The organism is Frankia sp. BMG5.60 (genome assembly GCF_059428125.1).
Genome location: NZ_CM182091.1, coordinates 648,918 through 663,369 on the forward strand (window position 1 = coordinate 648,918; position 14,452 = coordinate 663,369).

The following is a 14,452-nucleotide window of genomic DNA, read 5'->3' on the forward strand; positions in this document are numbered from 1 at the left end:
ACCGCCTGGCGGGGATCCGTGTCCGGTCAGTCGAACGCGCGGGGCAGCCGGACGCGGGCGAGCACCTCCTGGACCACCCGCCGCGCCGCGATGTCCCCGACCTGCGCGGGCGCGGCGGCATCGAGGATCAGCCGGTGGGCGAGCACCGACGGGGCGAGACCCTGGACATCCTCCGGGTCGACGTAGCCGCGGCCCGCCGCGGCCGCCCACACCCGGGCCGCCCGCAGCAGCGCGACGCCGGCCCGCGGACTGGCCCCCAGCGCCACCCCGGGCATCGCCCGGGTCGCGGCCACGACCGCGACGATGTAACGCAGGACCTGCTCGGTGACCTCGACCCGCCGCGGGAACGCGAACAGCGACGTGACCTCGTCGGCGCGCAACGCCGCGTCGAGCGTGACGGCGTGGCGGCCCTCGTGATGATCGCGCAGGACGTCGACCTCGGCGGCGGCGTCGGGATAGTCCAGGCTCACCCGCAGCAGGAACCGGTCGAGCTGGGCTTCGGGCAGCGGGTAGGTGCCGGCCATCTCCACCGGGTTCTGCGTGGCGATCACCACGAACGGATCGGGCAGCGGGTACGGGACACCGTTGACGGTGACGTGCCCCTCCTCCATCGCCTCCAGCAACGCCGACTGCGTCTTCGGCGAGGCCCGGTTGATCTCGTCGGCGAGCACGACGTTCGCGAACAGCGGGCCGCGGCGGAACTCGAAGGCGTTCGCCGCCTGATCGTAGATCTCCGCACCGGTGATGTCGGCGGGCAGCAGGTCCGCGGTGAACTGGACACGCGCGAAGGACAACCCGAAGGAGTCCGCGACGCTGCGCGCCAACAACGTCTTGCCGACGCCGGGCACGTCCTCGATCAGAAGGTGGCCGCGGGCCAGGACGCAGGCGAGCGCGAGGCGGACCGCCGCGTTCTTCCCGCGGACCCGCTGCTCGACGTTGTCCGTCAGATCGTCAAACAGGTCACGGTAACCGGCGCTGCTCAGCCCGGCCCCGTCCCGCAGCCCCCTGGCCATCCACATCTCCCTCGCTGTCCGATCCCTCGCGGCCCGATCCCTCGCGGCCCGACGACGGCCGCCCCGCCGGACGGCCCGCCGGACGGCCCGCCGGACGGCCCGCCTGGTGGGCGCGACGCGGCCACATCGATGCCGGCTCTCAGGTCGGCAGGCGTACGCGGCGCGGCCCGCGCGGCGCCCGCACCACCCGCACGAGCTGCCCGGGGCCCATCCGCTCCCCGTCGGGACCCGGTCGCAGCAACCGCCGCGGCCGCATCCGGTCGATCCCCCGCCGGTACCACGGTCTGGCCCGGCGTAGTGCCCGGCGCAGCCGGTCGGCGTCCTGCCACGCCTGCGCGGCGTGGCGGTCGGTGAGCGTCGCCGACGAGTACAGGGCGATTCCCGCCAGCTCCCCGAGGCGGTGCATCGCCGCCGCGTCCTCGCCCTGCCTCCAAGTGCCCTGCCTCCAAGTGCCCTGCCTCCCCCCGGCCTGCCCTCGCCCGGCCTGTTGTCGGGCGCCGGGCCCTCGGGCGGCGAGCCGCTGCAGGACGAGCGCCTGCGTGGCGCGCCGGCCCGCCGCCAGCGGCGGCGCCGTGCCCGCGTCACCCAGCTCGGCGAGCAGATCCAGCCACGCGCCACCGACCCGGTGACGCGGCGAACGCTGACGCCGCCACCCCGCGCGCACCGCCCGGGGCAGCACGAGCACGGCGAGCAGGTAGCACAGCGCCACTCCGCCCAGCACACCGGCGACGACCAGCAGGACGCGGCGCAGCAGGTCGTGGCGCGGCGGCGGGGCGGGCGCCGGTGGCCGCGCCACGCCGCGCGTCGCCGAGACGTCGCCCGCCGCCGATCCCTGCCCGCCCGCCGCGCCGCCCTGCGCGCCGCCCGGGCCCTGGCTCGCGTCGCCGGATCCGGCGCCGCCCGCGGCGACCGGGTGCGTGCCGTCGGCGCGACGCGGGGTGGGGTCGAACGCCACCCAGCCGACCCGGTCGAAGGCGACTTCCGGCCAGGCGGTGGCGTCGGCCCCCCGCACACTGACCGCGACGCCCGCGTGCGGCGACCCAGCGGCGCGGAACCCGACCACGAGCCGGCAGCGCAGTCCCAGGCCCCGGGCGGCCAGGGCGAACACGGCGGCGAACTGCTCAGGGGTTCCCGCGCGCCGCTTCTGCAGGAACGCGGCCAGATCAGCCGGCGCGTGCCCCGCGCCGGACGCCGGATCGTAGGTGAAACCGGAACGCAGCGTGTCGGCGAGCAGTGCCGCCGCCGGGTACCCGCCGGCCGCCGAACGGCGCACGTCCGTGACGAGCCGGGTCAGCGGCCCCGCCACCGCGCCGTCGAAGGCGACGCCATCGCCCACCGGCGCGGCCGCCGGCAACCCCGCCGGCCCCTGCCCCGCCAGGTCGGGGTGCAGCGCCACCGCGTCGCGGAGCGTCGCCGCACCGGGTTCCCTGACCGCGCGCACACGCAGCCCATAGGTCGCGCCGGGCCGCGGCGGCACCCGCGAGAGCACGGTGCCGGTCGCGACGTCGACGGACAGATCGGGGGCGTCCAGGCCGACGACGCGGTCCACGGTCGGCAGCAGCGGGCCGCTGAGCTCGCCCACGTCGACACGCAGCGACGAGCGTGGACCCAGCCGCGCGCGGGCGGCGCCGTCGACGCCACGGCTGGGCATGGGCACGCCGAGCCCGGCGGGCACCGGACGCGCCGAGCTTGACCAGTCCCGGCCGTCGAAGGTGTCGAGCACCGCCAGGCGCCAGGTGCGACCGGGTGCCGCCCCGCCCAGCGCCGTCGCGGTGAACAGCACCCGCTCCGGCTCACCGAGCCAGCCGCTGACCTTGCTCAGCGGGCTGACGTCCTCCCAGCGATGCGTCGGCGGCCGCAGCACACCGCGGGGATCGGCCCTGGCCCCGGTGCCCCGGTCGACCACGCCGCCGACGAGCGCCGCCGCGGCCACCACCAGCGCCGTGACACCCGCGGCCGCCGCGGCCGGACGCAGGCGGACGAGCCGGGTCGCGGTGGGGTCGTCCGTGGCGGGGATGTCCGTGGCGGGGACGTCCGGCGGTGAGGACAGGGCGAGCGCGGGCGGTCGCGCCGCGGCGAGCAGGACCGCCGCGCAGGCAACCAGGCCCGCCGTGGGGATGATCGCGGCCGGACCGGGCGCGGCGAGCAGGACCGCCACCGCCACCGCGAGTGCGGCGGGCAGCAGAGGCCGCAGCGCCGGCCCGTCGCGGCGGGCCAGGATCATCCCGGCGGCGCCGGCGAGCCAGGTGACGGTGAACGGCACGACCAGCAGGTCGGCAGTCGGCCGCACCGGCAGGGTCGACTCCAGGATCCGGGCCGGCCCGTCGGGAAGGTCGACGACCAGCGCGTGCACCGTCCGCGCGGCCCACGGTGCCGATCTCGCCCGCAGAACACCGAACCATCCGGCCAGCTCCCAGATCACGGCGGCGCCGAGCACCGGCACGACCCGCCACCGCCCGGCCAGCCGCCGGGCGACGACCAGCGCCGCCGGTCCCCCGACCGCACCCGCCAACACTGCCGACCACAGCGCGGACGAGGGGAACGCACGACCGAACGCGAACCCGGCACACAGCGTCGCCACGACCACGGTGGCGATCACCGCGGCGCGCGCCCCGACCGCCACCGGAGCGGCGATCCGCTCACCCCGCAGACCCCTCCCGTCACCTAGATCGGACAGCGGCCCCTGCGGAGAAACCACGGCGGCCGTCCGCTGACCCTGCGCACCTCGCACGTCATCCCTCACCGGCCGCGCCCCTCACCGGCCGCGCCCCTCACCGGCCGCGGCCCACAGCCGCAGCAGCGCCGGCGCGTCCGCGGCGCACAGCACCGCCACGCCCCCCACGGCGGCCTCGGTGACCGGGGGCCCGGCGCCCAGGCGCACGAGCAACACGCCCGCCCCGCTCCGCCGGCCCCGCCCGTCTGGGTGGGCCGCCAGCACCGCTGTCAGCCCCTTCGTCCCCGGCCCGCGCCGCCCGGTGACGACCACCGTCGTCACCGCCGTCCCGGCCGGCCACCTGGTGTGGGGTGCCGCCACGGGCCGCGGCGGGTCTTCGTCGATGCCGCGCACGGTCAGCCAGGCCAGCATCCGGTCGACGTCGCCGCGCCGACCGTCGCAGGCCAGAACCGCCCCGCCGACGCCTACGCCGCCGTGAGCCGCGGTGGTGGTGGCGAGCAGCAGCCGCCCGCGGGCGCGCACCATGGCGGCCCCCAGCGAGGCGGCGACGTCGACGGCCTCCTCGAACGCCGCCGGACCGTCCGCCGCCCAGGACGCCGCCCGCGTGTCCAGCAGAAGCCTCAGCGCGGGCTCGGGGGACTCGGTGAACCGGCGCACCAGCAGCGTCTGCGGCTGACCGGCCCGAGCGCGCAGCGTCGACGGCCAGTGGATGCGGCGCAGGTCGTCACCGGGCTGGTAGTTCCGAATCCCGGCGAAGGCGAACCCGCCGTCACGCCGTCCGGGCGGCGTGGCGTCCGCGTCGGGGCTGTGCACGCGGGCCCGCGCCGGCGCGGGGATCGGCAGGATTCGCGGGCCCACCAGCAGCGACGTCGCCTCGCCGACGTCTCGGGCCCGGACGGCCAGACCGAAGGGGTCCGCGCGGCGCTGGCGCAGCGGACCGACCGTGTGCAGGCCACGGCGGCCGGTCGGCACCGCCACCTCGGCGACGACGTCGACCATGCCCGCCAGCAGCGCGCGGCCCGCCCATCCCGTGCCCGGCAGGGCGAGCTGGATCTCCGCCTCGCCGCGCCGCCGCCCGGGCCGTGCGCGCAGCCGAAGCCGCAGTCGGGCGGACACGTCGTCCCCGCGTGCGGCCACGGCGCGCGACAGGCTGACGGTGGCGGTCATCGGGACGTGCGGCAGCCAGACGACGGCGGCGGCGAGGGCGACGCCGGCCGCGGCGCCGGCACCGAGCATCGCCAGTTCCGGGTAGCCGAGCAGCGGGCCCGCGACCAGCCCGCCCACGGCGGCGGCCCCCGTGACCATGCCACGGCGGCTCAGCCGTGGCCGCCCCCCGCCGCGCCCGCTCAGCACGGCGGGATCCCCGGCGACGGCTCGTTGGCCCGCGACATCGGCGTTCCCACGTAGACGTCTGGAACGAAGCCGGGCTGGCCGTCGTAGATCACCCGGTCCCACCAGGTGGACAGGGGATTGTCGGGCGGCCAGGCGGGTCCCGTCGCCTGGCACTGCACCTGCACCTGGACACCCCAGGTGTTCGGCGGCGTCGCGGGCAGCACGGGGCCGGTGGGACTGCCGCCGGGAGCGTCGAGCAGGGGCAGGTCGTCGATGTTCTGGTAGACGCAGTAGGAGCAGCCTGGATCCTTCCAGGCGGTGATGGTGTCGGTGGTGATCTCGGAGCAGCCGACGGCGTTGCAGACCTGGTAGTGGAAATTGGTGATGTAGGTGCCCATGCCGAGGCGGACGTCGAAGTGGACGAACCCGTCCGGCGCGAGCTGGGTGAACTCCGCCGCCCACGGCTGAAGGCAACCACTCTCGCCGCGGGTGCCGCCCGTTCCCAACTGGACGAACGTGTAGGAAAAGCACACCTGCTCGGTCGGGCCGCCGCTCGGTGGGGTGAAAGTGAGATCGAAGAAGCCGTTGCCGGTGACGATGCGCTGGTTCGCGAGACGACCCGGCTGCGCGCATCCGTAGGAGTCGTGGCGCAGCGCCGCGACCGCCGGGTCGAGGAAGGTGATCGAGTAGGTGCGCATCCCGCAGTCGGGAACGCGGACCCGGAACGTGTTCCCGGAGGTGGACACGATCGTGGCGTCCGGAGTGACCGACAGCGACGCCCCGGCGGCCGACACCCCTGCCGGGGCCGCGAAGGTCACGTCCACCAGGGAGTCGCCGGCCACCCGCACCGTCATGTCACCGGGCCGGCGGCCCGAGGTACCAGTCGCCTCGTCGGACGGGGTGCCCACCGGTGTGCCGACCCCCGGTCCCGGTCCCGCGTTCGGTCCCGCGCTCGGTGGCGGCGGGGGTGGGACCGAACGCGGCGGCAGGCGGGGCGGGGTGCTGGGAGCGGTGGGTCCCGGTGGCGGCGTCGGCACGCCCCAACGGTCGCCGGCGGACGTGCTCGGCCCCTCGCCGGCGGGGGACGGCGTTCCGGGCGGAGGTACCTCCGGGGCCGGCGAGATCGGCCGGCTCGACGAGGGCCGCGGACCGGTCGACGGCGGTGGCTGGGCGTGCGGCGACGTTCCCGCCGGCGCCGCTGTGGCGGGCGGGTGCGCCGTCGGTGCTCGGGGCGCCGGCGCTCGGGTGGCCGCCGGGTTCGTCGCCGGGGTGGTGGGGGTGGGCGACAGGGAGGACGTCGAGGTGGGCGGGCTGGTGGCCCCGTGCGCCTCGGTGGCCGGCGGCGCGGCGGGGCGCGGGCGGATCGGGCGGGTACGGCCGTCGTAGGTGACGCTCGCCTGCCCGCTGCGACGGTCGTTGGCCCACAGCATCGCCCCCCGTGTGACAAGATCGATGTCCGCACCGGCGGGGCCCACGGCGAAACCAGGTCCGGCCCGCCCGGTCGCGGTGTCGACGGTGACGACGCGGCCGCTGCGGTTGTCCGGCGTGTAGAGCACTCCCCGCTGCAGCGCGGGCGCGCCGAGGGAGTCCGCCGCCCCGCCCGCCGGCAACGCGACGGTGCGGACCCGCCGGGAGCGGGTGTCGACGAGCAGCGCGCGGCGCGGGGAGACGATCAGTGGCACCACCGGCCCGCCGTCCCCACGCGGCACCCGGACCTCGGCGGCCCGCCCGCCGCCGTCCGTGGGAAGCACGATCACGTCCCGGGCGCCACGCAGGGCCACGAGCCGACCCCCGGCGGCGTCGACGGCCCACGGGCGGCCGTTCGCGAGCACGACGACCGCAGGCCGCCCGGAGCGGGTCACCGCCACGGGTGCGCCCACGCCCGCGGCGGTGACGGGCACGACCACCCCGCCGGCCAGCGCGACCCAGACCCGGCCCTCCCCGTCCGGCCACAGCCCGCCGGCTGGCGCGCCCAGCGGCCGCACCGGCCCACGGGGACGCAGGGACCTCGGGTCGATGACGACGATGGTGCCCGCCTCGCGGTCGACCACGTACCCGTCGGCTCCGGCGACGGCGACCTCGAGGTGATCACCCTCGGCGGCGAAGGAGGCCCTGGCCACCGGCCGGCCGGGCGCCGAGGCGTCGACGCGCACCACCGTTCCCGTGGTCCCCGCGCTGACGAGGACGGCCGCGTCCCCGTCGACGGCCAGGTCCAGCTCCTGGTGGGCGCCACCGGGCAGCGGCACCGGCGCATCCGCGGTCGCCGACGTGCCCGCGGCGTGCACGACGACACCCGCCGTCGACCCGGACAGCCACATCGAACCGCTGTCGAAACCGACCCGCGCCACGCCGTGTCCCCAGCCGAGGAAAGCCCCCACGCCCGCCACCAGGACGGACGCGGCCACCACCACCGGCAGGGCTCGCCGCCATCCGGCGGGAATGCCGAACCATACGACGCCGCGCCCTGCGACGGACACAACGCGAGAATCCTCTAAATGCACCTACTATTTGACCCCCGTCAAGAACACCCGTGGTGCGACCCCCGGACAGATGCTCGTGAACTCAGGCTACACGGCCCGTTTGGCACCTCGGTCCCGGCGCGACCCATTCCCGCTTCCCGCGACCATGACGGTGCTTCGGGCAGGGATTATCCCCACCCCCACCCCCACGCGCAGCCACGCTCCCTGACCCGGCTCATCACCTGAGCAGAGCGGTGAGGATGTCGCCGAACCGTGCCACGCTGGCGTCCCAGCTGGATGCCGGGTCTGTCGTGAGTTTGTCCGCGGCCGCGGACCGCTCGGCGCCAAGATTGCCGTCCCGGTAGAGCTCCTCGGGTGTTCCCGTCCCTGGTCGAGCGCGTTCATGTGCAGGAAAGCTTGACGTCGGCCGGCTTGTCGCGGGTGAACAGCGCGAAATCCGCCATGGTGATGTCGATACAAGGCGTGTCCCGGCTCGCCCCTCACCACCCGCCCGCTATTGACCGCGCGTATACACTCGATGTAGACACTGGGGTGTGACGGTACCCATGGCCCTGCTGGGCCTGCTCGAGCGAGAGCCGAGCCACGGCTATGACCTCAAACGCGACTACGACGCCTACTTCGGCCGCGGCAAACCCCTGCCGTTCGGCCAGGTCTACGCCACCCTGGGCCGCCTGGCCCGGGACGGAAAAGTCCTCGTCGGCGACGCCGAACCGGGCGCAGGTCCTGACCGCAAGCGTTACGTGATCACCGAACAGGGGGTCAGCGAAGTCGAGGCGTGGCTGCACGAACCCGTCGAACCCGAGCCCCACCTGCAGACGGTGCTGTTCGTCAAGGTCGTGCTGGCCCTGATGTCGGGGCGCTCCGCGGAGGGCTACCTGGACCGCCAACGCGCCGCCCACCTGCAGCGGATGCGCGAGCTGACCGCGCTGAAACGGACCGGCGGCCTGGTCGACGCGCTGCTGGCCGACCACGGCCTGTTCCACCTGGAGGCCGATCTGCGCTGGATCGAGCTGACCGCGGCCCGCCTCGACGCGCTCGCCGCGGTGGTGCGCGCGTGAGCGCCGAGCCGGCCCAGACCGCTGGGACCGCCGCCCGGGGGCGATCCGAGGCGGCCGGCCCGCTGCTCGAGGCACGGGAGGTGACGTTGGCGTTCGGGCCGACGCCGGCGCTGCGCGGCGCCAGCGTGGCGGTGCGGGCCGGGGAGATTCTGGCCGTCATGGGGCCCAGCGGTTCGGGCAAGTCGACGCTGCTGCACTGCCTGGCCGGCATTCTCGTCCCCGACAGCGGCGAGATCCTCCTCGACGGGCGCCGGGTGGACACGATGCGCGAGAACGCCCGCAGCGCGCTGCGGCGCGACCGCTTCGGGTTCGTGTTCCAGTTCGGCCAGCTCGTTCCCGAGCTCAGCGCCGAGGAGAACGTCGCGCTGCCGCTGCTGCTGCGCGCAACCCCCCGCGCCGAGGCGCTGGCCCGCGCCCGGACCTGGTTCACCCGGCTCGACCTCGACGCGACCCGGACCCGACGCTGCGGTGAACTCTCCGGCGGGCAGGCGCAACGCGTCGCACTCGCCCGTGCCCTGGTCGGCCGCCCCCAGGTCCTGTTCGCCGACGAGCCGACGGGCGCGCTGGACTCCCTGACCGGCGAACACGTCATGGACCTGCTGGTCGCGAGCGCCCGCGAGCAGGGCACGACCGTCATCCTCGTCACCCACGAGCCGCGCGTGGCCGCCTACGCCGACCGTGAGATCATCGTCCGCGACGGCACGGTCACCTCCTACGACCTCGCCCCGGCCCCGCCCGCCCCGCCCGCGCCGGTTGCGTCGTGATCCGGCTCGGCCTGCGCCTGGCCCTGCGCGGCGGCCGGGAGTCGGCCGTGCGCCTCGCGCTCATCGCCGGCGCCGTCGCCCTCGGCGCCGCCATGCTGCTGGCCACCCTCGCCGGGATCAACGCCGTCAACGCCCAGAACGCCCGCTACGCCTGGCTCGCCACCGGCACCGCGTCGAACGTGGCGACACCGCCGGCTGGCCGCGCGGTGGATCCGCTGTGGTGGCTGCTCAGCGTCGACGCCTTCCACGGCAGGCAGATCGGCCGGGTCGACGTCGCCCCCACCGGCGCGCACGCACCGCTCCCCCCGGGCCTGACCCGCCTGCCCGGCCCGGGACAGTTCTACGCCTCCCCGGCGCTGGCCACGCTGCTGCGCACCACCCCGCCCGCCGAACTCGGCGCCCGCTACCCGGGACGGCAGGTCGGCACCCTCGGCCCCGCGGCGCTGCCCGCCCCGGACTCCCTGCTCGTCGTCGTCGGCCGCCGCGCCGACCAGCTCGCACGCACACCGCAGGCCGAGCGGGTCACCGCCATCGCCACCACACCGCCCAGCGGCTGCAGCGGGCAGTGCCTCGACGTCGGCATCAACGCGAACGGCATCGACCTCGTCCTGTCCGTCGTCACCGCCGCACTGCTGTTCCCGGTCCTGATCTTCATCGGCACCGCGACGCGGCTGTCCGCGGCCCGCCGCGAGCAGCGCTTCGCCGCCCTGCGCCTTCTCGGTGCGACTCCGCGGCAGATCTCGGTGATCGCGGCGGTCGAGTCGAGCGTCGCCGCGGTCGGTGGCGTCGCCGCCGGGTTCGGGCTGTTCGCCCTGCTGCGCCCGGCGCTCGCGCCGATCCCCTTCACCGGGGAACCGTTCTACCCCGCCGACCTGTCGCTGAGCCTGGCCGACGTCCTGCTGGTCGCGTTCGGCGTGCCGATCGCCGCCGCGGCGGCGGCCCGCCTGGCGCTGCGCCGGGTGACCCTCTCGCCGCTCGGCGTCACCCGGCAGGTGACCCCCCGCCCCTCGCGGGCCTGGCGGATCCTGCCCCTGCTGGCCGGCCTGGGCGAACTCGTCTGGTTCGTCCACGCTGGCCAGCCCGCCAGCACCGCCGGTCAGGTCCAGGCATACCTGTCCGGGATCCTGCTGACCATGATCGGACTGATCGCCGTCGGACCGTGGCTGACCCACGCCGGCGCCCGCCTGGCAGCCCGGCGCACCCAGCGGCCCGCCGTGCTCATCGCCGGGCGCCGCCTCGCCGACAACCCGCAGGCGGGCTTCCGCGCCGTCGCCGGTCTCGTCCTGGCCCTGTTCGTCACCAGCGTCGCCGTCGGGATCATCACCACGATCAACGCCTACGGCACCACCGGCACGCGCGACCATGTCGCCGCACGTGGCCCGGCGCAACGCCACACCCTCATCGACCGCTTCACCACCTACACCCTCGCAGGACCGCAGGACATCGCCTCGATCCCGGCCTCCCTGCTGCGCGATCTGCGCCGGGTCCCCGGCGTGCGCGGCGTGACCGTGATCCATCGGCCTCCCGGCGCGGGGCACGTCGACCCGCTGATCGGTGTCGTCTCCTGCGCCGAGTTGTCCGGCACCCCGGCGCTCGGCCGCTGCGCGGCCGGATCGGACACGGCCACCCTCAGCACCGACTTCGAGGCCAGGTTCGGCGACCACGCCGGGACGGTCTGGCCGGCGGCCCTGTCCCTCGACGGTCTGCGCCACCTTCCGGTCCAGTCCCTCGCCGTGGACACCGACGGGCCGGCGGCGGTCGAGCGGGCCCGCACCGTGCTCGACCTCGCCTACCCCTCCTCCTACCTGCCCGTCACCATCGCCGAGGACCTCGACCGCGGCATGCGGCTGACCACCGCCTACCAGCAGTTGGCGAACGTCGTGATCCTCACCAGCCTGCCGATCGCCGGCGCCAGCCTGGCCGTCAGTGTGGTGGCCGGGCTGAACGACCGCAGACGGCCCTTCGGTCTGCTGCGGCTCGCCGGCGCCCCCCTCGGGATGCTGCGCCGCGTCGTCGCCCTGGAAAGCGCGCTGCCGCTGCTGGTCCTCACCGTCGTGTCGATCGGCACCGGATTCCTCGCCGCGGGCCTGTTCCTACGCTCCCAGCTCCACGAGACGCTGCGGCCACCCGCGGGCGAGTACTACCTCGTCGTCCTCGCCGGCCTGCTCGCCTCCCTCGCCGTCCTCGCCGCCACCTTCCCGTTGCTGCGCCGCATCACCGGCCCCGAAGCCACCCGCAGCGACTGACCAGCTCCGCGCGCGCCGATGCCGGCTCCCCCACCGCGGCCGGATCACGGTCGTCGTCACGGGTGGCGCCCGTCCGCGAAGCCGACCACGTCACCGGGAGCATGCTGGTTGGCCATTGTGGGGGTGGGAACCGAATACACCAGAAAGGGGTTGTGGCGGTTGTTCCCGCTGGTCAGTGGAAAGACAACATCCTTACCTCATCCTCGACGGACACCCGGTGGTACGCCCTAACGTCGGTGTCTGGAAGCCGCCGATCTTCTGCTCGAGCAGTTCGGCCAGCCGCAGCGGGGTGCGGTCCTCGAACATCGGGCCGATGAGCTGCACTCCCACCGGCAGGCCCTCGGGGGACCGGCCCGCTGGTATGGCGGTGGCCGGCAGGCCCGGCATGGTGGCCAGGCCGGCCAAGACGAGCTGGTCGAAGTACGGGTACTCGACGCCGTCGATGTCGATCCGGCGTTCCAGTGGATTGGGGTTGTGGTCGTGACCGAACGCGGGAGTGGGCGTGATCGGGCACACCACGGCGTCGAACTCGGCGAACAGCTGCCGCCAGCCGTGGCGGTGGAGCTCGCGACGGTTGTTCGCCTCGATCCAGTCGCGGTGGCTGAACACCATGGCGCGCAGCCGCGCCGCGTCGAGACTCCGGTCGTCTGCGCTCAGTCCGGCGGCGCGGGTCCGCAGCTGCTCGTACGCCTCGACGGGAAAACGCGCGACGGAGCCCGAGAACAGCAACTGCGTGTAGAGAGTCGCGGCTTCGGTCAGATCGGGCAGCAGCGGAGTGTGCCGCTCGACGCGGGCGCCGCCGTCGGCAAGCGCGTCGGCCACCCGGTTCACGCCCGCCCGCACAGCGGACCCGGTCGCAATGAGCGGATGCTCGTCGACGACCAGGACCCGGAAGTCACCGAGCCGCTCGTGGCGCGCGGGCGGCAGCGTCACGTCGTGCGCCACGCCGAGCGTCAGCGGGTCCGGTCCGGCCATGACGTCGAGCAGCATCGCGAGGTCGCGGGCAGTGCGCGCCATCGGACCGACGACGGCGAGGTCGAGGTCGACCGGCAATGGCGGTGCCGGCGGCGCGACCATGCCGCGGGTTGCCGCCAGTCCGCGTGTCGGCTTGTGCGCATAGATGCCGCAGAAATGCGCGGGGGTGCGCAGCGAACCGGCGAGGTCGGAGCCGATGGACAGCGCGCAGAATCCGGACGCCAGGGCCGCCGCCGATCCGCCGGAGGATCCGCCCGGCGTGCGATCGTGATCCCATGGATTGTTGGTGGTGCCGTAGAGCTCGTTGAAGCTCTGGATATCTTGCAGCCCCAACGGCACGTTGGTCTTGCCGAGCACCACCGCGCCTGCGGCCTTGAGCCGCGACACCTGTACCGCGTCCTCGGCCGGCACATAGTCCCGGTGCTGCGGCATGCCCCAGGTCGTGGTCAGCCCGGCGATGTTGTAGGATTCTTTGACCGTCACCGGAATGCCGAGCAGCGGCCGGTCCTCGCCGCGGGCGCGCGCCTGGTCGGCGCCGCGCGCGGCGGCCCGCGCGCGGTCGAAGTCCGGCACGCAGATCGCGTTGATCACCTTGTCGTCGCGCTCGATACGGGCGATCGCCTCGTCGGTCAGCTCCGCCGAGGTCACGTCACCGGAACGCAATGCGGCCGCGAGCTCTTCGGCTGACTGAAAACTCCACTCCATGATTCCGACGCTACCGGCCCCTGGAATAGGCCATGAAATTCCGATTCGCGCAACAGGATAGACGTCTCGACTCGTCATGTTGCTCTCCGGCCACAGACAATTCGCCCTGCCGCTGGCCATGGCGACGCGCGGTGGCCTGGCACACCTACGGAGACGGTCACGACGGAGGCGCCCCAGCGCCCGATCGATGGCGATAGGACACGGCACCCATCCCAACCGACGATTGCCGCGCACCGTGATTCTCATGCGTATCCGTCCGGCCTGCCCCGTTCCCTGCCGACAGGGTGACCGTCTGGTGGCATGAGCGTGAGCGTGAGGGGGCAGGGCGATGGCGGACCCAGGTGCCGACACGGGCTCGGCGGGCAAGACGCTGCGGACGGATCTGCCGCACCCGGCGGGGATGTATGACTACTACCTCGGCGGCAAGGACAACTTCCCGGCCGACCGGGAGGCCGCCGACCTGGCGATCGCCGCGTTTCCGAACGCGCGGGTGACCGCCCGGGAGAACCGCGCCTTCATGACACGGGCGACGCGTTACCTGGCCACGCAGGCAGGGATCAGCCAGTTCCTGGACGTCGGGACGGGGATTCCGACGTCGCCGAACCTGCACGAGGTGGCCCAGAGCATCGTCTCCGAGGCCCGCGTCGTCTACGCCGACAACGATCCGATCGTGCTCACCCACGCCCGCGCCCTGCTCACCGGCACGCCGCAGGGCCAGACCGCCTACATCGACGCCGACATCCGTGACCCGGCCGCGATCCTCGACTCGCCCGAGCTGCGCGAAACCCTGGACCTGGCCCGGCCGGTCGCCCTGTCCCTCGTCGCGATCCTCCACTTCGTCTCCGACGAGGAGGATCCCCACGCGATCGTGCGTCGCCTCGTCGATGCGTTGCCGTCGGGCAGCTATCTGGTCCTCACCCACGGGACCGCGGATTTCGACCCGGAAGCCGAGGAGTTCGCGGCCGCCTACCGCAGGCGTGGCCTTCCGTTCCAGCTCCGCACCCACACCCTGGTAGAACGCCTGTTCGACGGACTGGAGTTGGTCGAACCGGGCCTGCTCCTCGCGCACCGCTGGCGGCCCGACGACGACCGTTCCACCCCCCTGCGCGACGCGCAGGTCGGCATCTACGGCGGGGTCGCCCGGAAAGCGTGATCGGGGATTGTTCGCCACTCGTGGTGACCCGGTTCGTCGAGTCGTCGCAACA

9 protein-coding genes are annotated in these 14,452 nt (G+C 74.6%); 4 read left to right on the forward strand and 5 right to left on the reverse strand.

The features are described 5' to 3' along the window. Positions 1 to 26 precede the first annotated feature (26 nt). The 4 genes from AC5R91_RS02730 to AC5R91_RS02745 all read right to left on the reverse strand — a co-directional run bounded on the left by AC5R91_RS02730 (position 27) and on the right by AC5R91_RS02745 (position 7,496). The gene (locus tag AC5R91_RS02730; protein ID WP_495395501.1) at positions 27 to 1,013 is read right to left on the reverse strand and encodes an AAA family ATPase; all 987 of its coding nucleotides are present in this window, start codon (positions 1,011 to 1,013) and stop codon (positions 27 to 29) included. A 139-nt stretch (positions 1,014 to 1,152) separates the two neighbouring features. Further along, positions 1,153 to 3,711, reverse strand: coding sequence for a transglutaminaseTgpA domain-containing protein (locus tag AC5R91_RS02735; protein WP_495395502.1), 2,559 nt, complete (start codon positions 3,709 to 3,711; stop codon positions 1,153 to 1,155). A gap of 57 nt (positions 3,712 to 3,768) precedes the next feature. Further along, on the reverse strand, positions 3,769 to 4,992 hold the full coding sequence (locus AC5R91_RS02740; RefSeq protein WP_495395503.1) for a DUF58 domain-containing protein: 1,224 nt from the start codon (positions 4,990 to 4,992) through the stop codon (positions 3,769 to 3,771). Positions 4,993 to 5,033: 41 nt separating this feature from the next. Then, a complete protein-coding gene (locus AC5R91_RS02745; protein ID WP_495395504.1) occupies positions 5,034 to 7,496 on the reverse strand; it encodes a hypothetical protein in 2,463 nt (820 codons plus the stop codon). A 536-nt stretch (positions 7,497 to 8,032) separates the two neighbouring features. Between AC5R91_RS02745 and AC5R91_RS02750 the strand changes: the two genes are divergently transcribed. Genes AC5R91_RS02750 through AC5R91_RS02760 form a run of 3 tightly spaced genes read left to right on the forward strand, consistent with a single transcriptional unit; the run spans position 8,033 to position 11,567 of the window. Beyond that, entirely contained in the window at positions 8,033 to 8,557 is a 525-nt protein-coding gene (locus AC5R91_RS02750; protein ID WP_495395505.1) for a PadR family transcriptional regulator, read from the forward strand. After that, positions 8,554 to 9,321, forward strand: coding sequence for an ABC transporter ATP-binding protein (locus AC5R91_RS02755; protein ID WP_495395506.1), 768 nt, complete (start codon positions 8,554 to 8,556; stop codon positions 9,319 to 9,321). The genes AC5R91_RS02750 and AC5R91_RS02755 overlap by 4 nt, the downstream gene beginning before the upstream one ends. Next, entirely contained in the window at positions 9,318 to 11,567 is a 2,250-nt protein-coding gene (locus AC5R91_RS02760; protein ID WP_495395507.1) for an ABC transporter permease, read from the forward strand. Before AC5R91_RS02755 ends, AC5R91_RS02760 begins: the two co-directional genes overlap by 4 nt. Positions 11,568 to 11,759: 192 nt before the next feature. Here AC5R91_RS02760 and AC5R91_RS02765 read toward each other — a convergent pair whose 3' ends face one another. After that, positions 11,760 to 13,367 carry an amidase gene (locus AC5R91_RS02765; RefSeq protein ID WP_495395508.1) on the reverse strand — a complete coding sequence of 536 codons (1,608 nt, stop codon included), beginning with the start codon at positions 13,365 to 13,367 and terminating at the stop codon, positions 11,760 to 11,762. Between the two features lie 208 nt (positions 13,368 to 13,575). Here AC5R91_RS02765 and AC5R91_RS02770 point away from each other — a divergent pair, with 208 nt between their 5' ends. After that, positions 13,576 to 14,400, forward strand: coding sequence for an SAM-dependent methyltransferase (locus AC5R91_RS02770; RefSeq protein WP_495395509.1), 825 nt, complete (start codon positions 13,576 to 13,578; stop codon positions 14,398 to 14,400). The last annotated feature ends 52 nt before the right edge of the window (positions 14,401 to 14,452 follow it).

Bases quoted from the DNA above. Each gene is read 5' to 3' on its own strand.
- AC5R91_RS02770 (WP_495395509.1), top strand. From the start codon at position 13,576: ATGGCGGACCCAGGTGCCGACACGGGCTCGGCGGGCAAGACGCTGCGG.
- AC5R91_RS02765 (WP_495395508.1), bottom strand. From the start codon at position 13,367: ATGGCCAGCGGCAGGGCGAATTGTCTGTGGCCGGAGAGCAACATGACG.
- AC5R91_RS02730 (WP_495395501.1), bottom strand. From the start codon at position 1,013: ATGGCCAGGGGGCTGCGGGACGGGGCCGGGCTGAGCAGCGCCGGTTAC.
- AC5R91_RS02740 (WP_495395503.1), bottom strand. From the start codon at position 4,992: ATGGTCACGGGGGCCGCCGCCGTGGGCGGGCTGGTCGCGGGCCCGCTG.